The 23,284-nt window shown below is 62.7% G+C and carries 23 protein-coding genes; 12 read left to right on the forward strand and 11 right to left on the reverse strand.

The genetic code is table 11. The annotated features are described in order from the left end of the window. Together BLU35_RS27665 and BLU35_RS27670 are read right to left on the reverse strand one after the other, a co-directional pair. The coding region (locus BLU35_RS27665) for an IS110 family transposase (RefSeq protein WP_143033009.1) at positions 1 to 195 on the reverse strand (195 nt) is incomplete at its 3' end. Between the two features lie 238 nt (positions 196 to 433). Further along, a complete protein-coding gene (locus BLU35_RS27670; RefSeq protein ID WP_093235355.1) occupies positions 434 to 1,339 on the reverse strand; it encodes a DMT family transporter in 906 nt (301 codons plus the stop codon). Positions 1,340 to 1,827: 488 nt separating this feature from the next. On the opposite strand from BLU35_RS27670, the gene BLU35_RS27675 reads away from it, so the two are divergent. The 4 genes from BLU35_RS27675 to dnaJ all read left to right on the forward strand — a co-directional run bounded on the left by BLU35_RS27675 (position 1,828) and on the right by dnaJ (position 8,274). Then, entirely contained in the window at positions 1,828 to 2,178 is a 351-nt protein-coding gene (locus BLU35_RS27675; protein WP_057247764.1) for a hypothetical protein, read from the forward strand. Between the two features lie 265 nt (positions 2,179 to 2,443). After that, a complete protein-coding gene (locus BLU35_RS27680) occupies positions 2,444 to 4,708 on the forward strand; it encodes a transglycosylase domain-containing protein (protein ID WP_093235356.1) in 2,265 nt (754 codons plus the stop codon). A gap of 260 nt (positions 4,709 to 4,968) precedes the next feature. Continuing rightward, entirely contained in the window at positions 4,969 to 6,891 is a 1,923-nt protein-coding gene (gene dnaK / locus BLU35_RS27685; protein ID WP_057247762.1) for a molecular chaperone DnaK, read from the forward strand. A 252-nt stretch (positions 6,892 to 7,143) separates the two neighbouring features. After that, positions 7,144 to 8,274: a molecular chaperone DnaJ gene (gene dnaJ, locus BLU35_RS27690; protein WP_057247761.1), complete on the forward strand. Its 1,131-nt coding sequence runs from the start codon at positions 7,144 to 7,146 to the stop codon at positions 8,272 to 8,274. A gap of 61 nt (positions 8,275 to 8,335) precedes the next feature. Here the strand turns inward: dnaJ and BLU35_RS27695 are convergent, their stop codons facing one another. The 3 genes from BLU35_RS27695 to BLU35_RS27705 all read right to left on the reverse strand — a co-directional run bounded on the left by BLU35_RS27695 (position 8,336) and on the right by BLU35_RS27705 (position 10,803). Then, positions 8,336 to 9,223 (reverse strand): DUF2182 domain-containing protein, encoded by an 888-nt coding sequence (locus BLU35_RS27695; RefSeq protein WP_093235357.1) that lies wholly within the window; start codon positions 9,221 to 9,223, stop codon positions 8,336 to 8,338. A gap of 5 nt (positions 9,224 to 9,228) precedes the next feature. After that, entirely contained in the window at positions 9,229 to 9,864 is a 636-nt protein-coding gene (locus tag BLU35_RS27700) for a DUF1326 domain-containing protein (RefSeq protein WP_057247759.1), read from the reverse strand. Positions 9,865 to 10,053: 189 nt separating this feature from the next. Further along, entirely contained in the window at positions 10,054 to 10,803 is a 750-nt protein-coding gene (locus BLU35_RS27705) for an SDR family oxidoreductase (RefSeq protein WP_093235358.1), read from the reverse strand. A 143-nt stretch (positions 10,804 to 10,946) separates the two neighbouring features. On the opposite strand from BLU35_RS27705, the gene BLU35_RS27710 reads away from it, so the two are divergent. Continuing rightward, the gene (locus BLU35_RS27710; protein WP_093235359.1) at positions 10,947 to 11,846 is read left to right on the forward strand and encodes a LysR family transcriptional regulator; all 900 of its coding nucleotides are present in this window, start codon (positions 10,947 to 10,949) and stop codon (positions 11,844 to 11,846) included. Between the two features lie 76 nt (positions 11,847 to 11,922). Continuing rightward, a complete protein-coding gene (locus tag BLU35_RS27715) occupies positions 11,923 to 13,383 on the forward strand; it encodes a serine hydrolase (protein ID WP_210185168.1) in 1,461 nt (486 codons plus the stop codon). Positions 13,384 to 13,428: 45 nt separating this feature from the next. Here BLU35_RS27715 and BLU35_RS27720 read toward each other — a convergent pair whose 3' ends face one another. Beyond that, a complete protein-coding gene (locus BLU35_RS27720; protein ID WP_057247755.1) occupies positions 13,429 to 14,433 on the reverse strand; it encodes an inorganic phosphate transporter in 1,005 nt (334 codons plus the stop codon). After that, entirely contained in the window at positions 14,433 to 15,077 is a 645-nt protein-coding gene (locus BLU35_RS27725) for a DUF47 family protein (RefSeq protein ID WP_057247754.1), read from the reverse strand. The genes BLU35_RS27720 and BLU35_RS27725 overlap by 1 nt, the downstream gene beginning before the upstream one ends. 307 nt (positions 15,078 to 15,384) lie before the next feature. Between BLU35_RS27725 and recF the strand changes: the two genes are divergently transcribed. The 3 genes from recF to BLU35_RS27740 all read left to right on the forward strand — a co-directional run bounded on the left by recF (position 15,385) and on the right by BLU35_RS27740 (position 17,851). Further along, positions 15,385 to 16,509 carry a DNA replication/repair protein RecF gene (gene recF / locus BLU35_RS27730; protein ID WP_057247753.1) on the forward strand — a complete coding sequence of 375 codons (1,125 nt, stop codon included), beginning with the start codon at positions 15,385 to 15,387 and terminating at the stop codon, positions 16,507 to 16,509. 102 nt (positions 16,510 to 16,611) lie between these two features. Next, on the forward strand, positions 16,612 to 17,373 hold the full coding sequence (locus BLU35_RS27735) for a molybdopterin-synthase adenylyltransferase MoeB (protein WP_057247752.1): 762 nt from the start codon (positions 16,612 to 16,614) through the stop codon (positions 17,371 to 17,373). 7 nt (positions 17,374 to 17,380) lie between these two features. Continuing rightward, positions 17,381 to 17,851, forward strand: coding sequence for a GNAT family N-acetyltransferase (locus BLU35_RS27740; protein WP_210334372.1), 471 nt, complete (start codon positions 17,381 to 17,383; stop codon positions 17,849 to 17,851). A 65-nt stretch (positions 17,852 to 17,916) separates the two neighbouring features. Here BLU35_RS27740 and BLU35_RS27745 read toward each other — a convergent pair whose 3' ends face one another. Then, entirely contained in the window at positions 17,917 to 18,921 is a 1,005-nt protein-coding gene (locus tag BLU35_RS27745; RefSeq protein ID WP_057247751.1) for a 2-hydroxyacid dehydrogenase, read from the reverse strand. Between the two features lie 182 nt (positions 18,922 to 19,103). On the opposite strand from BLU35_RS27745, the gene BLU35_RS27750 reads away from it, so the two are divergent. Beyond that, positions 19,104 to 19,655: an SH3 domain-containing protein gene (locus tag BLU35_RS27750; RefSeq protein ID WP_057247750.1), complete on the forward strand. Its 552-nt coding sequence runs from the start codon at positions 19,104 to 19,106 to the stop codon at positions 19,653 to 19,655. A 38-nt stretch (positions 19,656 to 19,693) separates the two neighbouring features. Here BLU35_RS27750 and BLU35_RS27755 read toward each other — a convergent pair whose 3' ends face one another. After that, positions 19,694 to 20,686 carry an adenosine kinase gene (locus tag BLU35_RS27755; protein WP_093235360.1) on the reverse strand — a complete coding sequence of 331 codons (993 nt, stop codon included), beginning with the start codon at positions 20,684 to 20,686 and terminating at the stop codon, positions 19,694 to 19,696. 87 nt (positions 20,687 to 20,773) lie between these two features. Next, positions 20,774 to 21,202 carry a VOC family protein gene (locus BLU35_RS27760; protein WP_093235361.1) on the reverse strand — a complete coding sequence of 143 codons (429 nt, stop codon included), beginning with the start codon at positions 21,200 to 21,202 and terminating at the stop codon, positions 20,774 to 20,776. 68 nt (positions 21,203 to 21,270) lie between these two features. On the opposite strand from BLU35_RS27760, the gene BLU35_RS27765 reads away from it, so the two are divergent. Beyond that, positions 21,271 to 21,864, forward strand: a complete 594-nt coding sequence (locus tag BLU35_RS27765; RefSeq protein ID WP_093235362.1) for a TetR/AcrR family transcriptional regulator — start codon at positions 21,271 to 21,273, stop codon at positions 21,862 to 21,864. Positions 21,865 to 21,894: 30 nt separating this feature from the next. On the opposite strand, the gene nth is transcribed toward BLU35_RS27765, so the two are convergent. Then, complete coding sequence (gene nth / locus BLU35_RS27770) at positions 21,895 to 22,665, reverse strand: endonuclease III (RefSeq protein WP_093235388.1); 771 nt, start codon at positions 22,663 to 22,665, stop codon at positions 21,895 to 21,897. A 22-nt stretch (positions 22,666 to 22,687) separates the two neighbouring features. Between nth and BLU35_RS27775 the strand changes: the two genes are divergently transcribed. Then, the gene (locus BLU35_RS27775) at positions 22,688 to 23,185 is read left to right on the forward strand and encodes a DUF2244 domain-containing protein (protein ID WP_057247746.1); all 498 of its coding nucleotides are present in this window, start codon (positions 22,688 to 22,690) and stop codon (positions 23,183 to 23,185) included. Positions 23,186 to 23,284 lie beyond the last annotated feature (99 nt).

The following is a 23,284-nucleotide window of genomic DNA, read 5'->3' on the forward strand; positions in this document are numbered from 1 at the left end:
CACCATCCAGTTGCGCGTTGCCTCGACAACCGCATGGCTATTCTCGCGATAGCGTTCGAGAAAGCTGCCCAGCGACTGGCGGTCGTTCTTCACCCGGCCGGATCTGAGCGTTTTGCCGCCCGAATCCTGCACCACCAGGTGGCTGTAGGATTTGTGGTAGTCGACGCCGATATGGTATTCATAGGACGCAGTCATGCTTCCAACTCCCGTGTTGAAGATCTCCAAAACCCCAACAGGATAAGCCGACAGGCTGGAAGCGTGACTGTCCCTCGATCATCACCTGCATCTCAGTGATCCGTTCTCTCAGTGGGCGGGCGCTCTTTCATGCCACCTCCTTTTGTCGTGCGACAGCCGAGCACAACAATAAGGCGAAGCCATAGCAGGATTCGCTACCCGCATGTTTCCCCAAGTCTTCGCCGACGCGGCGCTGAGCTCAGGCCGGTGGCAAGCCGGCGCGGCGGCGGGCGACGACGCGCTCGCGCCACACGGTGAAGATGCCGGCGGCGACCACCAGCACGGAGCCGACGATCATGTTGACCGTCAGCGTCTCGCTGAAAATCGTCGCGCCCATGATTGAGGCAAAGACGAGCTGGAGGTAGGTGAGCGGCTGAACGGCCACCGCATCCAGCACCTCATAGGCCCGGATGAGGAAGTAGTGGCTGGAGGATCCGGTGATGCAGAGCAACAGCATCCAGCCCCAGTCCGCCGGCGCAAGTGTGACCCAGAAGAACGGGCCGACCAGGCTGATCGCGGCAGCGCCCACGACGCCGGTGTAGAAGAAACTGGTCATCGCCGAATCCTGCCGGCTGACGAGCCGCGTGACGATGACATAAAGCGCAAACAGCAGAGCCGCCCCGAGCGGCAAGAGGAAGGTCCGGTCGAACAAGCCGTCTGCGGGCTTCAGAATCAGAAGCACACCGCCGAGACCGACGGAGATTGCCAGCCATCGCCGCCAGCCGACGCGCTCGCCGAGAAGCGGCATGGACAGGAGGGCAACGAAGAGAGGCGTCGCCGCCAGAATCGCTTGCGAATGGGCAAGCCCGACCCAGGTGAAAGACGTGATCACCATGACGATCTGGGTCGGCAGCAACACGCCGCGCAGGATCTGAAGCCACGGTCTCCTGGTTGTCGCCGTGATCTTCAGGCCTTCCTTGGTACGCGCAGCCAGCGCAATCGCGAAAAGTGCAAAGGCCCAATAGCGGATCATCGCGACGAAGACCGGCGGATAGATCGCGCCCAGATGCTTGGAGATGCCGTCCTGGATCGAAAAGATGACGATCGCCAGAAGCGTGAAGATGTAGCCGTTTGCCTTGGAAGCCTGTGAGACGGTGGACGTCATGGCGCGCCGATACCTGCGAGAACCCGCCGCGCCGCCAATTGCGCACGACAGGTGCCACATACAGGGAAACACGGCCGTATTCGAGACATGAAAAGAGCCCCGTGTGGGAGGAGGTACACGGGGCTCTCGAACTTGATCGGTGACTGGGAGGAGGAGTGCCACCGACCCGCATCGGGCGCCGCGGGAGGAGGTGCAGCGCTTCGATAAGTCATATAATAATCGTGCGTCGCAGCAATTTCAAGACGTGATTTTTGCATTGCACAAAATCGTGAAGGCGAAGCGTCAGGTCGAGCCATCTTGACCCGCTGATCGGAGCCTGAGCCAGGGAACAACTCGTCGCCGGGCCGGCACGCGAAAGCCATGCATGGCGCGGTAACCAGCCGGAAACCACAACCTTTGATAGCTTTTTACTCTACTTCAGCTTTCCTGATATACGACCAGCAATATTAGAAGAAATATATTCACTCTCCATAATTGCAGGCTTTCAGATGAAATTATTGCTCCAGGTCCCCACCGCAATCATCGTTGTCCTGATCCTCGCCACCTGGATCGCCAGCCTGCGCCTCGTCGTGCTGCCACCGGGCTCCTTCAAGTTAAGAGCGATGACGGCGCTCGTTTATCAAGGGCACGACTACCGGCTGGTGGACAGCCCGCGCGCCATGTGCGACCGACAGGCCTACCAGGCGAAGGACTGCGAGGAAGTGGCGATGAACCACCTGGGGAAACGGGTTCTGTTTCGGCTTCCCTATAGCCAATGGCTCTACGACTTTACCGAGCCCGGTGCTGCCGCATCGAACGTGGCGGTCGAAGATACGCCACTGCGCAGCTCCATCCAGTAGTTGCGACCATATTGGGCTCGTTAGCACAACGGAGTGGACGTCTCACCCACTGCCACGCGCAGCGCATCGCTTAAACGCAAGCTGTTGAAGACCATGCGTATTTCACGTTCCGCTTCTTAACTCCCCCTTAAATTGCCGTATTTAAAGTTCACCCGGTCGCCGTGGCGGATGAGCGCAGAGCGCCGGTACCGCCGTCGAGATCGAAGTCACCGTCGTGGTTGAGCCAATCGGCCCCGCAGACGGCAGAGGGACAAATCCAAACGGCATGGCAACAAACGGCAGGTCAGGACAGCGGATCGAGCCATCGTTCGGCGGAAACGAGGACGATGATGACGATTTTCGCGTCGAGGCCAGCGACCGTGTGACCAGCAGCCGCAAGGCACCCCGCGGCAAATCTTCGGGCAGCGGCAAGAAGGGCAACAGCAAGAAGAAGGCAGCCGGCAAGCGCGGCAGCGCCCGGCGCAACTCTGGCAGCGGCGGCTTCATTGGCCTTGTCCGCACGCTGTTCTACTGGTGCATCGTGCTGGGCATCTGGGGCGCCATGGGCGTCGGCGGCCTGGTGCTCTACTACGGCGCGCGCATGCCGAGCGCCGAGAGCTGGTCGATCCCCGAGCGACCGCCGAACGTCAAGATCCTTGCGGTCAGCGGCGACGTCATCGCCAATCGTGGCACCACCGGCGGCGAAGCGCTGTCGCTGGAAAACATGTCGCCCTATATCCCGCAGGCGGTGATCGCCATCGAGGACCGCCGTTTCTATTCGCATTTCGGCATCGATCCGCTGGGTCTCGCCCGCGCCATGCTGACGAACCTCACCACCGGGCGCATGGTGCAGGGTGGCTCGACGCTGACGCAGCAGCTTGCCAAGAACCTGTTCCTTTCGCCGGAGCGCACGCTCGAGCGCAAGGTCCAGGAGGTGCTGCTCGCCTTCTGGCTCGAGCAGAAATATTCCAAGGACCAGATCCTGGCGATGTATCTCAACCGGGTGTTCTTCGGCTCCAACGCCTATGGCGTGGAGGCGGCATCGCGGCGCTATTTCAACAAATCGGCGCGCGACGTGAACCTCGGCGAGGCCGCACTGCTTGCAGGCCTGCTCAAGGCCCCTTCCCGCCTGTCGCCGGCCCGCGACCCGAAGGCTGCGGAAGAACGCGCCCAGGTCGTTCTCGGCGCCATGCGCGAGGAAGGTTACGTCACCGATAGCGAGATCAAGACGGCGATGTCGCAGACCCCGACCAAGGCCAAGAGCTACTGGTCAGGCGCCGAGCACTACGTCGCCGACATGGTGATGGACCAGCTTCCCGGCATGATCGGCGAGATCAAGGAAGATCTCATCATCGACACGACGATTGACCTCAACCTCGAGAAGAAGGCCGAGGAGGTGATCGCTGCCACGCTAGACGCCGACGGCAAGAAGCTCGACGCTTCGCAGGCAGCACTCGTCTCGATCGATGGCACCGGCGCCATCCGGGCGCTCGTCGGCGGCAAGGACTACGCAGAGAGCCAGTTCGACCGCGCCTCCAAGGCCAAGCGTCAGCCGGGTTCCGCCTTCAAGCCCTTCGTCTATGCCGCGGCACTCGAGATCGGCCGCACGCCGATGTCGATCCGCAACGACGGCCCGGTCCGGATCGGCAACTGGACGCCCGAGAATTACGACCAGAAATATCGCGGCGAGGTAACGATCGCCGATGCGCTCGCCAATTCGCTGAACACCATCGCCGCACAGCTGGTGATGGAGGTCGGGCCGCAGAACGTCGTCAAGGTCGCCCATCGCCTCGGCATCGATACCGAGATGCAGGCAAACGCCTCGATCGCGCTCGGCACGTCCGAAGTCAGCCTCGTCGAACTGACGTCGGCCTATGCCCCATTCATGAATGGCGGCTTCAAGGCGACGCCGCATGTCATTCGCCGCATTTCCAAGGCCGACGGCACGGTGCTTTACGAAAACACCTACGACAACCCGCCGCGTGTGCTCGACCCGGCGATCGTCAGCGAAATGAACCAGATGATGGTGCGTGTGCTGACCAAGGGTACGGGCAAGAAAGCGCAGCTCAAGGGCTGGGAGGCGGCCGGCAAGACCGGTACCACGCAATCCTTCCGCGACGCGCTGTTCGTCGGCTACACCTCGAACCTGACGACCGGCGTCTGGTTCGGCAACGACGACGGCAAGTCGATGAAGAAGGTCACGGGCGGCGGCCTGCCGGCCAAGGCCTGGCACGATTTCATGATGGCGGCCCACGAAGGCCTCTCGCCCTCGCCGCTCTTCGGCACGACGGGCGTGCAGCCGGTCTTCGATGAAGGCGTGGGCGCACCGGCCGGCGACTTGCTCTCCGGCGATCCGGAAGCCTTCCCGGAAGCACCCGTGGGCGTCAATGGCGCGGTCGCAGTGGGGCAGCGCCCGGTAGACCAGGGGGGCGAATGGGATGGCCAGAGCGCCGATCAGGGCAATGGCGGTCTCGTACCACCGGCCGATGTCGGCCAGACGACGGGTGCCACGCGCCGCACGACCCTCTTCGACATTTTGACCGGCGGTTGAGCCGGCGCGACTGGCGCTGCAAGCGTGCGACTGGTGCCATTCTCACCAGCCGCGCATAGCCCATTTCTAGCTAGGCAAATCCCGGACTTGCATTTGCCCCCAAACGCCCCGCAGAATGCCTTGCAGTCCGAAACGCCGGTCCTTATATACGCCGCATCGGCGCAGTCTCGACTGCGAAGAAATCCTGAGACCATCCCGTTAGGGGCTGTCTTACGAATGCCTGACCGGGTTCCGACAGTCCGCTGCAAGGAGAGAACGACATGGCTAAAGTTATTGGTATTGACCTGGGAACGACCAACTCCTGCGTCGCCGTCATGGACGGAAAAGACGCGAAGGTGATCGAAAACGCCGAGGGTGCGCGCACGACCCCCTCGATGGTGGCATTCAGCGACGACGGCGAACGTCTCGTCGGCCAGCCGGCCAAGCGCCAGGCCGTCACCAATCCGGAAAACACGCTTTTTGCGATCAAGCGCCTGATCGGCCGGACCTTCCAGGACCCGACCACGCAAAAAGACAAGGACATGGTTCCTTACAAGATCATCAAGGCCGACAATGGCGACGCCTGGGTCGAAGCGCACGGCAAGGATTATTCCCCGTCGCAGATCTCCGCCATGATCCTTCAGAAGATGAAGGAAACGGCCGAATCCTACCTCGGTGAAAAGGTCGAAAAGGCCGTTATCACCGTACCGGCCTACTTCAACGACGCCCAGCGCCAGGCAACCAAGGATGCCGGCAAGATCGCTGGTCTTGAAGTTCTGCGCATCATCAACGAGCCGACCGCGGCAGCCCTTGCCTACGGCCTCGACAAGAAGGACGGCAAGACGATCGCCGTCTACGACTTGGGCGGTGGTACCTTCGATATCTCGGTTCTGGAAATCGGCGACGGCGTCTTCGAAGTGAAGTCGACCAACGGCGACACCTTCCTCGGCGGTGAAGACTTCGACATGCGTCTCGTCGAATACCTCGCCGGCGAGTTCAAGAAGGAACAGGGCATCGACCTGAAGAACGACAAGCTCGCCCTTCAGCGCCTGAAGGAAGCCGCCGAAAAGGCCAAGATCGAGCTGTCTTCGTCGCAGCAGACCGAAATCAACCTGCCGTTCATCACGGCTGACGCTTCCGGTCCGAAGCACCTGACGATGAAGCTGTCGCGCGCCAAGTTCGAAAGCCTGGTCGACGACCTGATCCAGCGCACCGTTGCGCCGTGCAAGGCAGCCCTCAAGGATGCCGGCGTCTCGGCTGCCGAGATCGACGAAGTCGTTCTCGTCGGCGGCATGAGCCGCATGCCGAAGGTTCAGGAAACCGTGAAGCAGTTGTTCGGCAAGGAGCCGCACAAGGGCGTGAACCCGGATGAAGTGGTCGCCATGGGCGCCGCCATCCAGGCCGGCGTTCTGCAGGGCGACGTCAAGGACGTTCTTCTGCTCGACGTCACGCCGCTGTCGCTCGGCATCGAAACGCTCGGTGGCGTCTTCACCCGCCTGATCGAACGCAACACGACGATCCCGACCAAGAAGTCGCAGACCTTCTCGACCGCCGACGACAACCAGTCGGCCGTGACGATCCGCGTCTCCCAGGGTGAGCGTGAAATGGCCGCCGACAACAAGCTGCTCGGCCAGTTCGACCTCGTCGGCATTCCGCCGGCACCGCGCGGCATGCCGCAGATCGAAGTCACCTTCGACATCGACGCCAACGGCATCGTGCAGGTTTCGGCCAAGGACAAGGGCACCGGCAAGGAACACCAGATCCGCATTCAGGCATCTGGCGGTCTTTCCGACGCCGACATCGAAAAGATGGTCAAGGATGCCGAAGCCAATGCCGAGGCCGACAAGAAGCGCCGCGAAGGCGTCGAAGCCAAGAACCAGGCCGAAAGCCTGATCCACTCCAGCGAGAAGTCGCTGAAGGATTACGGTGACAAGGTTTCGGAAGCCGACCGCAAGGCGATCTCCGACGCGATTGCAGCACTGAAGACTGCCGTCGAAGCCTCCGAGCCGGACGCCGAAGACATCAAGGCCAAGACCAACACGCTGATGGAAGTTTCCATGAAGCTTGGCCAGGCGATCTACGAAGCGCAGCAGACGGAAGCCGCCCATGCGGATGCCGCAGCAGACGCAGCGCGCGACGGCGATGTCGTCGATGCCGACTACGAAGAAGTCAACGACGAGGACGACCGCAAGCGTTCGGCCTAATCCGTCCCTTCGATCAGACGAAAAGCCCGGGTTCGCCCGGGCTTTTTTTGTTGGCCGGAGGGGCCGTTCATGCGGACAAGAATGACGACGGACGCTGTGAGCCGCCGCAAACGTTACTTTTCCGACAAAAAACCGCATCTAGCGTCGTTCGGGCTATGGTATCGCGCTTCAAGGTTTACTAAATCGGTGGCAAGGTAAACGGGCAGCCGCCGAGCCCTCGCGCTGGCATGCCAACAGGATAATCTTCGACGAATGAAACGTGATCTCTACGAAACGCTTGGCGTTGCCAAGAACGCCGACGAGAAGGAGCTAAAGGGCGCCTTCCGCAAGCTCGCAATGAAGTATCACCCGGACAAGAACCCCGGCGACGCGGCAGCGGAGAAGACCTTCAAGGAAATCAACGAGGCCTATGAGACCCTCAAGGACCCGCAGAAGCGCGCCGCTTACGATCGCTACGGTCATGCGGCCTTCGAGCAGGGCGGTATGGGCAACGGCTTCGGCGGCGGGGGGGCCGGCGGCTTCTCCGACATTTTCGAAGACATCTTCGGCGAGATGATGGGCGGCGGGCGCCAGCGGCGTTCCTCGGGCGGCCGCGAACGCGGCGCCGATCTTCGCTACAACATGGAGATCTCGCTCGAGGAAGCCTTCTCAGGCAAGACCGCGCAGATCCGCGTTCCAACCTCGATCACCTGCGACGTCTGCAGCGGCTCCGGCGCCAAGCCTGGCACGAGCCCGAAGACCTGCGGCACCTGTCACGGCTCCGGTCGCGTGCGCGCTGCCCAGGGCTTCTTCTCGATCGAACGCACCTGCCCGACCTGCGGCGGGCGCGGCCAGACGATCACCGACCCCTGCGGCAAGTGCCATGGCCAGGGTCGTGTCACCGAAGAGCGCACGCTCTCGGTCAACATTCCGGCGGGCATCGAGGACGGAACGCGTATCCGCCTCTCCGGCGAAGGCGAAGCGGGGCTTCGCGGCGGACCGGCTGGCGACCTCTACATTTTCCTCTCGGTTCGGCCGCATGAGTTCTACCAGCGCGACGGCGCCGATCTCTATTGCAGCGTGCCGATCTCGATGACGACGGCGGCCCTTGGCGGCAAGTTCGATGTGACCACGCTCGACGGCACCAAGTCGCGCGTCACGGTTCCCGAGGGCACTCAGGCGGGCAAGCAGTTCCGCCTCAAGGGCAAGGGCATGCCGGTGCTGCGCTCAGCCCAATCCGGCGACCTCTACATCCAGATCCAGATCGAAACACCGCAGAAGCTGACCAAGCGTCAGCGCGAACTGCTGCAGGAATTCGAGCAGATCTCCTCGAAGGACAACAATCCGGAATCGACGGGCTTCTTCGCCCGGATGAAGGATTTCTTCGATACGCTGAGCGACTAAAGCGCCCCCACGTTCCCACAGCGATCTTGCGCGCCGGATGGGGCGCGCAGTGCTGTAAGCTTCACGTCATGGCCGCAAGCTGCCACAGCCCGGCCATGACGAGCACCACCCCAGCGACACGGGACAGGAGCCGGCCGCCGGGCACCACCTTTTCGGCGAGCACGAAGATGGCGATCGCCGCGATCCACAACACGTTCATCACCCCGCCGACGAACAGAAGCGCCATCAGCGCCCAGCAGCAGCCGACGCAATAAAGGCCATGCCGCAGGCCGAGGCCGAAGGCGGCACCCGCCTCGCGGCGAAATCCGCCGTGGTTCTGGATGAAAAGTAGCGGCGACTGGCATTGCGTGAGGCAACGATCCTTGAGCGACGTCCACTGAAACAGGCCGACGGCGACGAGGACCGCACCGCTCAAGGCTTCGTTGGTGCTCGAGAGCGCCGGAGTGAGCAACAGGGCGCGATCAAGGAGCCATTGCCCGAGAACGGCGACCAGCGCGAACAGGGTCCAGGCCAACAGATAGCCGCCGGCGAAGAAGCCGGTCGCGGCGAAGGGCTTGCCCTGCTGCGCCGCCTGTCTTCCGACCCGCGCATAGAGCAGGATCATCGGCGTTGCCGACGGCACCATCATGCCAACCATCATGACGGCCCACATGACAAAGGCATAGGCGAAGGTTGCCGCGGTCCAGGGACCGGCGGCCGCAGTCGCCATCGATGTCATCGATCCCCCTTGCGCCTCCATGGGCATGTTCATCGGCATGTCCATGGGCATCTCCATGTCCATGCCCGAACCCATATCCATGGTGTCGGAGGCTGCCGGGGGCGCAGTCATGTCCATGGCCGAAGCCAGCCACAGGACGTAAATCCAACTGATCGCCGTCAGCGTAATCAGCGCCGCCACAACGATGGCGCGATCACGTCTGAGCAGGGTTTCGAGCGCCGTATCCTTCATCGACGTCAGTGGATCACGCCGCTTTCGGTCAGGTGCATGCGCGCGAAATGAGCATGCGAGTCCGCCAGTGCCAAGGTCAGCGGCCCCTTCGTATCGGCCCATCCGCGCCCGACTTCGCAGACGTCGTATTCGAACCCCTGAGGGAGATTGATGCGCGCCTGATGGGCGGCGCCAGTCACCGGATTGAGGATGGGTTCGCCGCGAGCGACGAGCCAGCCCGGCACATTCAGCCGCGCCGTGCGCGCGCCGACATCGACCTCGAAATCGATCTCGGCAAAGACGGGCTCGTGCATGGTTTCGAAGGTCGTCGCAAAGACCTGGAAGAAGGTAGCACCCGGTTCCGTATCCTCGCCGCTCATGATGCGCAGCAACGCACCGCGCTGTTCGGCCGAAGCGCGGCTATCGACGATCGGCACAACCTGCCCCCTCCCCTCGTGGATGGCGCCCGGCCAGGCGGCGATCAGGCCGCCACGAAGCCCATCGAGCCGCGTATCGCCGTGATAGCCTTCCTCGATCTCGAAGGCGCCGACGGCGCTGCAATGGCCTTGTGTCGGCAATGCATTGAACTGGCAAGGACAGCCATAGGCGCAGTTGCAATGTATGAATTCGCGCCCCTTCATCATCCATCTCACACTCGTCATCGTCTCCTCCTGGGATCTGATCGGTGTTCGGTCTATGTCGATTTCTTGCGACTGAATGCATTCCATTAGATTGCAGAAATATACTCCTGCCTACCGGCGATGCCAACGGCCGGCCGAAGACGACGGGAAGCGCCGCGCCTCCGATTGAACACGCGGCGCTTCTGTCTGTTCGTTAGAGTTGAGCCGTGATCAGAGCGTCGCCATGCCGCCATCGATGATCAGTTCGGCGCCGACAGTGAAAGCAGCCTCGTCGGAGGCGAGGAAGACGACCGCCTTGGCGATTTCGCTTGCGTTGCCGAAGCGGCCAAGCGGGATCTGCGCCGCGATCGCATCGACGACCTGCTTATTTTCCTCCACCGTCGGGGCATGGCCGTCATGCAGCGGCGTGCGGATCGGGCCGGGGCTGACGGCGTTGACACGGATGCCGCGGCCGAGGAGTTCGCCGGAGAGCGTTTTGGCGAGCGACAGCAGCCCTGCCTTGGTCAACGCATAGACGCTTGAGGTCGGCATGCCGATATGGGCGTTGATCGAGGTGTTGAACACGATCGATGCCGGTTTGGAAAAGACCGGCAGCAAGGCCTGGATCAGGAAATACGGACCCTTGAGGTTAATGGCGAGCGAGCGGTCGAAGCTTGCCTCGTCCCACTGTTCGATCGGCTGCAGCTTGGCGATGCCGGCATTGACGAACAGGATATCGAGCGTGCCCAAGGCGGCGCGGATCTTTTCAGCGACGGCGGCCTGGCCGGCGACATTGCCGGCATCGGCCTCGATGATCAGCGCGCCGTCGCCGAGAATGGCGCGGGCTTCGGCAATGTTCTTCGGATTGGTGCCGGTGACGGCGACCCTTGCGCCTTCGGCGATGAACTGGCGTGCGGTTTCGAGACCGATGCCGCTGGTGCCGCCGGTGATGAGTGCCGTCTTGTTCTGCAAACGAGACATGATGAAAGTCCTCTTGTTGGGTTGAAGAGGAGATCGGCTCGGTAGGCTGGAACCGTCGTCCTCGAATGCAGACAGTTATGGCGGAAAACGATCGTTCGGATTAGTCTTCCAATTGTGGAACTCGAATTCGGAAAAGTCGAACGATGGTGAAGATCGAGGGAATAACCGCCTTTGTCGCGGTCGCCGAAGCTGGCTCGATCAGTGAAGCGGCGCGGCGCCTGCGCCTGTCGAAATCCGTCGTCAGCGAACGCGTGGCGGAACTGGAGCGCGGGCTCAACGCCACGCTCCTCCATCGCACGACGCGCAAGCTGACGCTCACCGAGGACGGCATCGCCTTCCGCGAGCGCGCCGTCAGGATCGTCAGCGAGGTGCAGGCGGCCGCGAGCGACCTTGCCGAGCGGCGCGGACAGCTGACGGGGCCGCTTCGGATCGCCGCGCCCGTCAGCTTTGGCCGCCGGCATCTCGGCCCGGCGCTCTATCCGTTCCTGGCGCGCCATCCGGAAATCGAACTGACGCTCGATCTCGACGACCGGCGGGTCGATGCCGCCTCGGAAGGCTACGACGCGATTGTCCGCCACGGCGTGATCGCCGATTCCCGCCTGGTGGTTTGGAAACTTGCCAGAAGCCGGCGCCTGCTCGTCGCCTCGCCCGATTATCTCGAACGACACGGCACACCGGCGTCGCTTACCGAGCTCGAAGGCCATCGCGGCGTCTTCTACACCAATCGCGGTGCGGCCGATTGGCGGTTCGAGGGACCTTCCGGTGCAACGATCGTCAGGGCGCGCCTAGCCCTCGGCATGAACAATGGCGACATGATGCACGACGCCGCCGTCGCCGGGCTCGGCATCGCGCTGTTGCCCGCCTTCATCGCCGGCCCCGCGGTGCGCGAAGGGCAATTGCGTGAGATTGATGTCGGGCTGCGTCCGGAGCCCGAATTCATCTACATGGCGCATCCGGAAGGACGACGCGTCTCCGCCAAGCTCCGAGCCATCGCCCAACATCTGAAGGAAGCCTTTGGCGATCCGCCCTATTGGGATCCATGAAGCGTTTCCGCAACCCCGGCGTAATCGCCGTCGGTGACGGTATCTCGCCGATTGCCGATCGAGTCTCGACAGAAGCTTGATCGAAATCGGCTGGCATGCGCTTCGCACCCATCGCAACCAAAGATTGGTTTCCTATCTTCTCATCATGCGGACCTTCTTTCTGAACTGGATCGTCGCCATGACGCTTGGCACCACCGCCCATGCGGGTTCCCTCTCCACGGCCCCGACCGATGCCGAAATCCTGAATATTCTGACCGATCGAATCGACAAGCAGCAGCAGTCGATCGGCATTGTCGTCGGAATCATCGATGCCAATGGACGACGCATCGTAGCGCATGGCCATCCGGCCAAAGGTGACCCGCGCCCGGTCGATGGACGGACCGTGTTCGAGATCGGCTCGGTCACCAAAGTCTTCACCGCGCTGTTGCTCGCGGACGCGATTGAAAAAGGCACGCTGCGCCTCGACACGCCCGTCTCCACGTTGCTTCCGCCAGGTGTGGCGATGCCGGACGACAAGGAGGAGCCGGTCACGCTGAAGGACCTGGCGACGCATATGTCCGGCCTGCCGCGGCTACCCAGCAATCTGAACCCGACAGACACAAGCAATCCGTATGCGGACTACGGCACCGCAAAGCTTTATGCCTTCCTGTCCCATCACAAGCCGCTGCGGCGCCCTGGCGTCGAGCACGAGTACTCCAATCTCGGCGCCGGGCTTCTCGGCCACGCGCTCGCCTTGAAGGCCGGCCTTTCCTACGAGGAGCTCGTCATCAGCCGCATCACAGCGCCTCTCGACATGAAGGACACGGCGATCTCGTCGCAGCCCGACTGGCCCGAAAGGCGGGCGACAGGCCACAATGCGGCGCTGGAGCCGGTGAGAGACTGGGATCTCAACGCGCTGCAAGGAGCCGGCGCGCTGCGCTCCACGACGAACGATCTTCTGATATTCCTGGAGGCGGCCATGGGGAAAACGTCATCGCCGCTGGCGCCGGCCTTCACCATGCTACTTGCGACCCGGCAGCCGCTCGGCAACGGGGGAGACGACCAGCAGGCACTCGGCTGGGTGATCTCGGGCAAGGGCGACGAGCAGATTATCTGGCACAATGGCGGGACCGGCGGCTATCGGTCCTTCGTCGGCTACCGACCGTCGACCGGTATCGGCGTCGTCGCCCTCTCCAATGCGTCGACCGAGGTCGGCGTGGACGATATCGGCCAACACCTGCTCAACCGCAACGCTCCGCTTGCGCCGGCAAATGTCAGGCGCACTGCGATAACCGTCGATCCGACGAGCTATGACGCCTATGTCGGCACCTATCGGCTGGCCCCCAGCTTCGAGCTGACGATCTTTCGCGATGGAGATCGGCTGTTTGCCCAGGCAACGGGACAGGATCGGATCGAAATCTTTCCGGAGGCCGAACACCGTTTCTTTGCGAAGCTTATCGATGCGCAGATCAGCTTCACCGTAACCGGCACCCGCGCCGGGAGCCTGACCTTGCATCAGGGCGGGCGGGACAGCCCCGCGCCTCGGATCGAGAAATGATGCACGTCTCCCACCGATTGAAGCGGGAGACGCTGTTCGCTTCGATCAGAAGATCAGATCGATCAGGAAATAGGCGAGCGCCGAAATCGCCGCCGCGGCCGGCATGGTGATGAACCAGGCAATCACGATATTGCCGGCAAGCCCCCAGCGGACCGCCGAGACGCGCCGCGCCGCACCGACGCCGATGATCGCACCGGTGATGGTGTGCGTCGTCGAGACGGGAATGCCGAGCCAGGTGGCGGCAAAGAGCGTGATCGCCCCGCCGGTTTCGGCGCAGAAGCCCTGCATAGGATTGAGCCTGGTAATCTTCGAGCCCATGGTGTGCACGATGCGCCAGCCGCCGAACAGCGTGCCGAGCGCGATTGCCGCCTGGCAGGTTATGACCACCCAGAAGGGCACGTAGAACTCCGAACCGAGATAGCCCTGCGAGAAGAGCAGAACGGCAATGATGCCCATGGTCTTCTGCGCGTCATTGCCGCCGTGGCCGAGCGAATAGAGCGACGCGGAAACGAACTGCATCACGCGGAAGGTGCGGTCGACGGCAAAGGGCGTCTGCCGCACGAAAATCCAGGAGACGATCAACACCAGGAGCAAGGCCAGGAAGAAGCCTATCGCCGGCGACATGAAGATGGCGCCGACGGTCTTGAGAAGACCGGTCCAGACGATGGAACTAAAGCCGGTGCTGGCAAGGCCGGCACCGACGAGGCCGCCGATCAGCGCATGCGACGAACTCGACGGAATGCCGAAGAGCCAGGTGACGATGTTCCAGACGATCGCCCCCATGAGGGCCGAAAAGATCACCAGCGGCGTGACGATGCCGGGATCGATGATGCCCTTGCCGAGCGTCTCGGCCACATGCAGGCCAAAGAACAGGAAGGCGATGAAGTTGAAAAAGGCTGCCCAGATGACCGCGTATTGCGGTCTCAGCACCCGCGTCGAGACGATTGTCGCGATCGAGTTGGCAGCGTCGTGCAAACCGTTCAGGAAGTCGAAGAACAGCGCGATGCCGATCAGCCCGACGAGCAACGGAAAGGCGAGCGTCGCATCCATCAGACGTTCTCGATCACGATGCCGCTGATTTCATTGGCGACGTCCTCGAAGCGATCGATCACCTTTTCGAGCTCGCCATAGATCTCACTGCCGATGATATAGGCCATCGGGTTGCTGGCGCCGTGACGGCGGAAGAGATCCTTGAGGCCGAGGTCGTGCAATTCGTCGGCACGCCCCTCGATGCGGGTAACTTCCTCGGCGATGGCGATAAGGCGATTGTGATTGGCGCCGATACGGTCGAGCAACGGAATGGCCTCGCCGATCAGATGCGCGGCCTGGACGATGATCGTCGCCATCTCGCGCATGCCCGGATCGAATGTCTTCTGCTCGTAGAGCCGGATCGTCTTGACCGTCTTGTGCATCATGTCGATGGCATCGTCCATCGACTGGATCAGGTCCTTGATGTCGCCGCGGTCGAAGGGCGTGATGAAGGACCGGCGCACCGCCAGGAGCACTTCGCCAGTAATATGATCCGCTTCATCCTCAAGCGCGACGATCCGGTCGCACTGTTTCTCCATGTCGTCGCCACCGGCAAGCAGCCTGTCGAGCGCTTCGGCGGCACCGACAACGGTGAGCGCGTGTTTTGCGAAAAGGTCGAAGAAGCGATCTTCGCGGGGAAGCAGTTTGCGGAACCAAGCCAGCATTACAAATATATCCATCCGTGGATTGTCATGAAACTGTCATATTTGACCGAGGCGCTCAAGAAAAGCACCTGATTCAAGGGGTTTGTCGCCTATCCCCTGCCGATATCGACCTATCCCAGGCGATATCGACGCGCTGGCCATTTCGTCTTGCCTTGGCCAACGCTTTCGTCCTACTGCATGTCTCCTTAAATCGACCTCGATTTAAGGACGAAGACATGCAGCAATTCAAAGTGCTACAGCGACCTTTGCGCGTCTGATATGACGCGCGGCGCTGTAGCTGGCGCCCAACGTCGAATCCGGTTTGCCCATGCCCCACAAGGTCTTTCTCAACCGCTTGAAGCTCACGGAGTTCCGCAACTATGCGGCTCTCTCGCTGGAGCTCGACCAGCGCCATGTGGTGCTGACGGGAGAGAACGGCGCCGGCAAGACCAATTTGATGGAAGCGGTTTCCTTCCTCTCGCCAGGACGAGGCTTGAGGCGCGCGGCTTACGCCGACGTCACCCGCGTCGGCGCGAGCGACGGGTTTTCCGTCTTTGCGGAGGTCGAGGGCATGGAGGGGCCGGTCGAAATCGGCACCGGCACCGCCGGGGTAACCGAGGGCCAATCCCGGCGGCTGCGGCTCAACGGAACTCCGGCATCAACCGTCGACGAACTGACGGATCACCTGCGCGTTCTCTGGCTGACGCCATCGATGGACGGGCTCTTCACCGGGCCTTCGGCCGACCGGCGGCGCTTCCTCGATCGGCTGGTGCTTTCGCTCGATCCTGAGCATGGCCGACGCGCCAGCGAATTCGATCGGGCGATGCGAAGCCGAAACCGGCTGCTCAGCGAGTTTCGCCCGGATCCGTCCTGGCTGACCGCAATTGAGCGAGAGATGGCCGGTCTCGGGGTTTCCATGGCGCTGGCAAGGCAGGAGATGCTCGGCCTCTTGACCGCGCTCGTCGAGCGGAACGTCGATGACAGCGTTTTTCCGTCCGCCCGCCTGGCGCTGTCCGGCTTTCTCGACGACGAGGGCCATCGCCCGGCCTATGATCTCGAAGAGCAATATCTGACAATGTTGCGCGACGGGCGGCCGCGCGACGCAGCGGCGGGCCGGACGCTCGATGGGCCGCACCGAAGCGACCTGCTGGTGCGTCATCGGGACAAGGACATGGAAGCCGCACGCTGCTCGACCGGCGAGCAGAAAGCGCTGCTCGTCGGACTGGTGCTGGCGCATGCGCGCCTCGTCGGCGACATGACTGGCCACGCGCCAATCATGTTGCTCGACGAGATCGCCGCGCATCTCGACGTCAACCGGCGTGCGGCGCTGTTCGACCTCGTCGATGGCCTCGGCGGCCAGGCCTTCATGACGGGAACGGACCAGGCGATGTTCGACGCACTTGGCGATCGCGGCCGCTTCCTGACCGTTTCGCACGGGAGCGTTACGGGATAAGCAAGAGCGGATGGGGAAAAGTGTGTGTGGTTTTCCGCCCGCATCCGCTCTCGCTTGAGAATCGATCGGCCACCCGGCCGAGCGGGATGAGGAGGATGTTGCATGACCGGTGAGAACAAGCTCGACCAATCGGAGATCGCCCGCTACGCCCGCCATATCGTGCTGCCGGAAATCGGCGGCGCGGGGCAGCAAAAACTCAAAGCGGCACGTGTGCTGGTGATCGGCGCCGGCGGGCTCGGCGCCCCGGTGCTCGTCTATCTCGCGGCCGCTGGCATCGGCCGGATCGGCGTCGTCGACGACGACATCGTTGCACTCTCGAACCTGCAGCGGCAGATCATTCACCGCACCGAGGACATCGATCGCGCCAAGGTCGAGCGAGCAGCCGAAGCGATCGGTTCACTCAACCCGCATGTCAGCGTCGACGAACACAGGCTGCGGCTTAACCCCGACAATGCCGAGGCGCTGTTCCGGCAATATCACCTGGTGATCGACGGCTCGGACAATTTCGACACGCGCTATCTCGCAGCCGATACGGCAGCCGCGGTCGGCATTCCGCTTGTAACCGGCGCCGTCGGCCGCTTCGACGGATCGCTGACGGTGCTGATGCCGTACAAGGCAGGCAGCGATGGGCGGCCGAACCCCTCCTATCGCGATCTTTTCCCGGAACCGCCGCCGGCCGGCGTCGTGCCCTCCTGTGCCGAAGCGGGCATCGTCGGCGCCCTGACCGGCGTCATCGGCACGCTCCAGGCGATGGAGGCAATCAAGGTGATCGCCGGTTTCGGCGAACCGCTGGTCGGTCGGCTGTTGATGTATGACGCGCTGACGGCGCAGTTCAACACCATCCGTTACCATCGCAGAGCGTAGGCCGATCATGGTGCAGATCTTTCGCATCAGTGAAAGTTTCGACCGGCACGAGGAGCTGCTGAAGCTGATCCTTGGCGCCTTCTCCTACATGGACGGACGGGTCGACCCGCCCTCCTCGGCGCACGTACTCACCGTCGAATCGCTCCGGCAGAAGAGTGCCGACGAGATCGCCTTTGGCGTCAGCGACGGCGAGCGGCTTGTCGGCTGCATCTTTTGCAAGCCTGAAGCCGATTGCCTCTACATCGGCAAGCTCGCGGTTGCCCCACAGACACAGGGAAAGGGTATCGGCCGGTTGCTGCTCGCGGAAGCGGAGGCGACAGCGCGAGCGCTCGGCCTTTCGGCGTTGCGGCTACTCACCCGCATCGAACTCACCGAAAACCACCGGGCGTTCGCCGCCTGGGGCTTCGTCGAAACCGGTACGATGTGCCACCCCGGCTTTACCCGACCGACGGCGATCGAGATGCGCAAGACACTCTAGCTAGCTTCTAACTTTGAGCAGGCCGGACAGACAGCCGCACGGCAGGACCGTGCGGCGCTCCGCGATCAGTCGCGGCCCGGAAGCACGCGGTCCGGCGGGCGATGGCCATCGAAGAAGGTGCGGATGTTGATCACCACCTTGTCGCCCATGTCGATGCGGCCCTCGAGCGTCGCCGAACTCATATGTGGCAACAGCACGACCTTGCCTTCGCCGGCGAGCTTGATCAGCTTCGGATTGACCGCGGGCTCGTTCTCGAAGACGTCGAGGCCGGCACCGGCGATCTTACCCTCGCGCAGGGACTTGATCAGCGCCGTCTCGTCGATGATGCCGCCGCGGGCCGTGTTGACGATGTAGCTGTCAGGCCGCATCAGCGCCAGGCGGCGGGCCGAGAGCAGGTGATAGGTCGCCGGCGTCGACGGGCAGTTGACCGAAACAATATCGACGCGGGCCAGCATCTGGTCGAGGCTGTCCCAGTAGGTCGCCTCCAGCATCTCTTCGGTTTCCGCGTTCACCCGGTGACGGTTGTGATAGTGGATCGAAAGGCCGAAGGCCTTGGCGCGGCGTGCGACCGCGGTGCCGATCCGGCCCATGCCGACGATGCCGATGCGTTTTCCGGCAATGCGCCGGCCGAGCATCCAGGTCGGCGACCACCCGGCCCATTCGCCCTTGCGATCGGTCAGGATCTGCGCACCTTCGGCAAGCCGGCGCGGCACTGCGAGAATCAGCGCCATCGCCATGTCGGCGGTGTCCTCCGTCAACACGTTCGGCGTGTTGGTGACGGTGATGCCTTTGCGCGCTGCGGCGTCGACGTCGATATTGTCGACCCCATTCGAGAAGCTGGCGATCAGCTTCAGCTGTGGGCCGGCCTGCTCGATCAGCGCCGCATCGATGCGATCGGTCACTGTCGGCACCAGCACGTCGGCGCGCTTCACCGCCGCGACGAGCTCGGGCTGGCTGCGCGGCGTGTCGTCGATGTTCAACTCCGCATCGAAGAGTTCGCGCATGCGCGTCTCGACGATGTCAGGCAGTTTACGGGTGATGTAGACCGTGGGCTTCTTCTTGCTTGTCATTGCTGCGACGGGCCTTGTTGACGGGTCCTTAACCAAGTTGGGCGATACTTTCTCCCTGTAGCCGCAATTTCTACCAGACCCCACCGGGAAGACAAACAAAACTCGCGCGTTCGTCCCCGCGATTTCAGCCCGTGTGTTGGGCCCCAGGTGAACTGCGCCCGCAAAAGCTAGTGCCACGGAAAATGAGCTTCGTCATGCGTCATGTCATTTCCAGATTCTCGTTCTCGTTGATCGCCGCCTGCCTTGGCGCCGGGATCATGGCGTCGGCGGCTTACGCTCAAGCTGCCAAGGGCGCCAGCGGACTGCCGCTGCCGCGCTTCGTGAGCCTCAAGTCGAAGAGCGTCAATCTGCGGATCGGCCCGAGCGTCGATTACGCGGTCGCCTTCCGCTACATGAAGCCCGGCGTGCCGGTGGAGATCATCCAGGAATACGATAACTGGCGCCGTATCCGCGACGCCGACGGCACCGAAGGCTGGGTCAACCAGGCACTGCTTTCCGGCGACCGTACAGCCGTCGCAGCGCCCTGGATGCGCGGCAAGGGCGAAGGCGTCTTCGTCAACATGCGCCGTGATCCGCAGGGTACATCCCCGATCGTCGCCCGCATGGAGCCGGGGGTCATCGTGCATGTCGGCGAATGCAATGGCGACTGGTGCCATGCCGAGACGCAGGGCGTCGAAGGCTGGATCGCCCAGAGCGAGATCTGGGGCGCCTATCCCGGCGAGGCCTTCAAGTAAGGCCACGCCTGCTTTTCACAAAATTCAATCAGGACGAATCAGGCGAGACCCGCCTGCTTGGCGGCCGTTTCCAGCGAGACCATCGGCCGCGGGCCGATCTGACCGATGACAATGCCGGCGGCGAGATTGCCGAGCCTGCTGCAGTCTTCGAGCGAGCGTCCGGTCGTGTAGCCGTGCAGGAAGCCCGCGGCATAGAGGTCGCCGGCACCGGTCGTATCGACGACCTTGGCGATCGGCGTTGCGCGGACCCGAACCCTCTCCTCTCCACGCACGACCACCGAGCCTTCCTCGCTGAGCGTCACGGCAGCGAGCTTGCAATCCTTCGAGAGTTTTTCCAGCGCCAGATCGAAGTCTTCGGTCTCGTAGAGGGCCAACGCTTCCTGCCTGTTGGCGAAGACGATATCGACCGTGCCTGATCGCATGAGTTCGAGGAACTCCTCGCGATAGCGGTGAACGCAGAAGCTGTCAGACAGCGTGATCGCGGTTTCGCGGCCGTTTTCGTGGGCGATCCGCGCGGTCTCGCGGATGGCGTCCTTGGCCCGCGGCGGATCCCAGAGATAGCCTTCGAAATAGGTGACCTTGGCCTCAGCGACGACGTCGGCCTCCACATCCTCGGGGCCAAGCTCGACGCAGGCGCCGAGATAGGTGTTCATCGAGCGCTCGCCGTCTTCGGTGACGAAGATCATCGAGCGCGCCGTCGGCGGCACGTTTTCGAGCGGCTTCGTCTCGAAGTAAACGCCCTGGGCGCGGATGTCGTGCGCGAAGATCTCGCCGAGCTGGTCGCTCGCGGTCTTGCCAAAATAGGCAGCGCGACCGCCGAGGCTGGCGACACCGGCTGCCGTATTGCCGGCGCTCCCGCCGGACGCTTCGACCGCCGGGCCCATGCGCGAGTACAACAACTCGGCTCGCTCCGCATCGATGAGGTTCATGGCGCCCTTTATGATGCCGTTTTCATTGAGAAAGGCATCGTCGCAGCGCGCGATGATATCAACGATGGCATTGCCGATCGTCAGCACGTCGTATTTTGTCATGAACCTCGTCCGGTCTCCGTGATGGCCGGTGTTCGTTAATACCGGTTTTCCGGCCATTTGGAAGACAAAAGACGTGGGGCCATCGCATCAGGCCGTCGGAAGCGCGCTTTCGTCGTAAGCTGCGGCGAATTCGGCGCTCGGCGGGATCGGCTTGATGACGTCGATCAGTACGCCGTTGGGGTCGGCGGTGATGAAATGACGCTGGCCGAAGTCCTCGTCGCGCAACGTCTTCAGGATTGGAAGCCCGGCGGCAACCGCTTGCGCGTAGATGCGATCCGGATCCTCGACCTCGAAATTCAGCAGTAAGCCGCGGGTCGGCGTACGTGCTTCCTCCGGGATCGTCTCGTGGCGGTAGTTGAGCACGGCGAGGGTCACATGTTCGTCCTCGACCGACTGGAGATGCACATACCAATCGCTGGTGAAGAGCGCCTGGAAGCGGAAGTGCTCGATGTAGAAGGCGGCAGTGGAGGCAACATCTGATGTCATGATGACAGGATAGTAGCTCGTCGATTTCATGGCTTTCCCTCGCTTCGGCAATATCATACAATCTGTATGTTTCTTTAATTAACATACAGGCTGCATGTATGCAACAGGAAAACTCCCGCCGCTCCAACCGCGAGCGATCCGACACGACGCGCGCCGCAATCCTCGATGCCGCGCGCGGCCTCTTCGTCACCCGGGGTTATGCCGACACCTCCACGCCCGATATCGTCGCCGCCGCAGGATTGACCCGCGGCGCGCTCTATCACCACTTCGAAGACAAGAAGGCATTGTTCCGTGCCGTGGCGGAGCGGGAGGCGGGCGCAGTGGCGATATCGATCGAGCAGGCAACGGCCAACGACCTCACGCCCCGCGACGCACTGAAAGTCGGTGCCCGCGCCTATTTCGACGCGATGCGCGAGCCGGGCCGAATCCGTCTGCTGCTGCTCGACGGGCCGGCGGTGCTCGGCAAGCAGGAAATGGCCGCGATCGACGCGGCCAATGCCCAGAGAACCCTGGAGCAGGGCATTGCCGAGGCGATGGCGCCGGCAGTGCCGGGCCCGGAAAGGCTGTCGGCCATGGCCTCGCTGCTTTCGGCCGCCTTCGATCGCGCGGCGCTCGACATCGCCGATGGTGCTTCGGCCGAGCTTTACGCGGAGACGATCGGCACGCTGATCGACCGGCTGGTGTCGGCCTGACGCCGACCGTCAAGACAATACCAGGGTGCCTCAGCCTGCGGCGGAGATGATCTGCGGCGGTAGTTCGACGAGCGGCGCCGGGATATCGCAGGTCTTTTCCGGCGACTTGCAGAGATCGGCGATGACGCAGCGCTCGCATTCGGGCTTGCGCGCCTTGCAACAGTAGCGCCCGTGCAGGATCAGCCAGTGATGCGCGTGGTAGAGGTATTCATCCGGGATGATCTTGATCAGCTTGTCTTCCACCTCGTCTGGGGTCTTGCCCGGTGCCAGACAGAGGCGGTTGGCGATGCGGAGGATGTGGGTGTCGACGGCGATCGTCGACTGGCCGAAGGCCATCGACAACACCACATTGGCGGTCTTGCGACCGACCCCCGGAAAGGTCACCAGTTCCTCCCGCGTGCGCGGCACTTCGCCACCGAAATCGCGGATCAGCTTTTCGCTGAGCGCGATGACGTTCTTCGCCTTGTTGCGGTAGAGACCGATGGTCTTGATGTAGTCCCGGACCTTCTCTTCCCCAAGCGCCAGCATCTTCTCCGGCGTATCGGCGATGGCGAAGAGCGCGCGCGTCGCCTTGTTGACGCCGGCATCGGTCGCTTGCGCCGAGAGCGCCACGGCAACGACGAGCGTGAACGGGTTGACGTGCTCCAACTCGCCCTTCGGCTCGGGGCGCTGGATCGAGAAGCGGCGGAAAATCTCCTTGAGCTCGTCCTGGCTGTAGAGGCTCTTCACCCGCGGCGTTGCGCGGCGGCTCGTCTTGGGTTTTGCGGCGCTGACGGGGAATTTCGGCTTCACGTTTTTCATGATGCATCTATAGTCAAAGGTCATGATCAATGGCAACGTCACCACCCCGCCCGAGGATGCGCCGGTCTTCACCGCCGAGCTTACGCCCTATCGTTCGCTCGGGCGAAAAGGCTTCAGGATCGTCTTCCTGATCGCCGGACTGCTCAGCCTGGTGCACGCTTTTGTCTTCCTCGTCATCGGCGCCTGGCCGATCGTGTTCTTCTTCGGGCTCGACTACCTGCTGCTGTTCGGCGCCTTCTGGCTGAATTACCGCTCGGCGCTCAGCCGCGAAGAGGTCAGCGTTTCCAGAACCGATGTTTCCGTGCGCAAGTTCACGCCGTCGGGCCAGATCACCGAACACCGCTTCAATCCGTTCTGGGCCCGCTTCAATGTCGCCCGCCATCAGGAAATCGGCATCATCTCGATGACGATCAGCGGTGGTGGCCGCCGGACCGACATCGGTTCGTTTCTCAATCGCGACGATCGCGAGACCTTCGCGCTCGCCCTCTCGGGTGCGCTTGCGACCGTTCGCCGCCGCTGACGCTCGCCGAACGACCAATGGGACGCAAATCCGCGCATTCGTTCAAGTTTCGGGTGGTTTCCTGGACCAGCAAGGGATTACCTGTGACATGACAGGAGA

This window comes from Sinorhizobium sp. NFACC03 (assembly GCF_900103435.1).
GTDB lineage: Bacteria > Pseudomonadota > Alphaproteobacteria > Rhizobiales > Rhizobiaceae > Ensifer.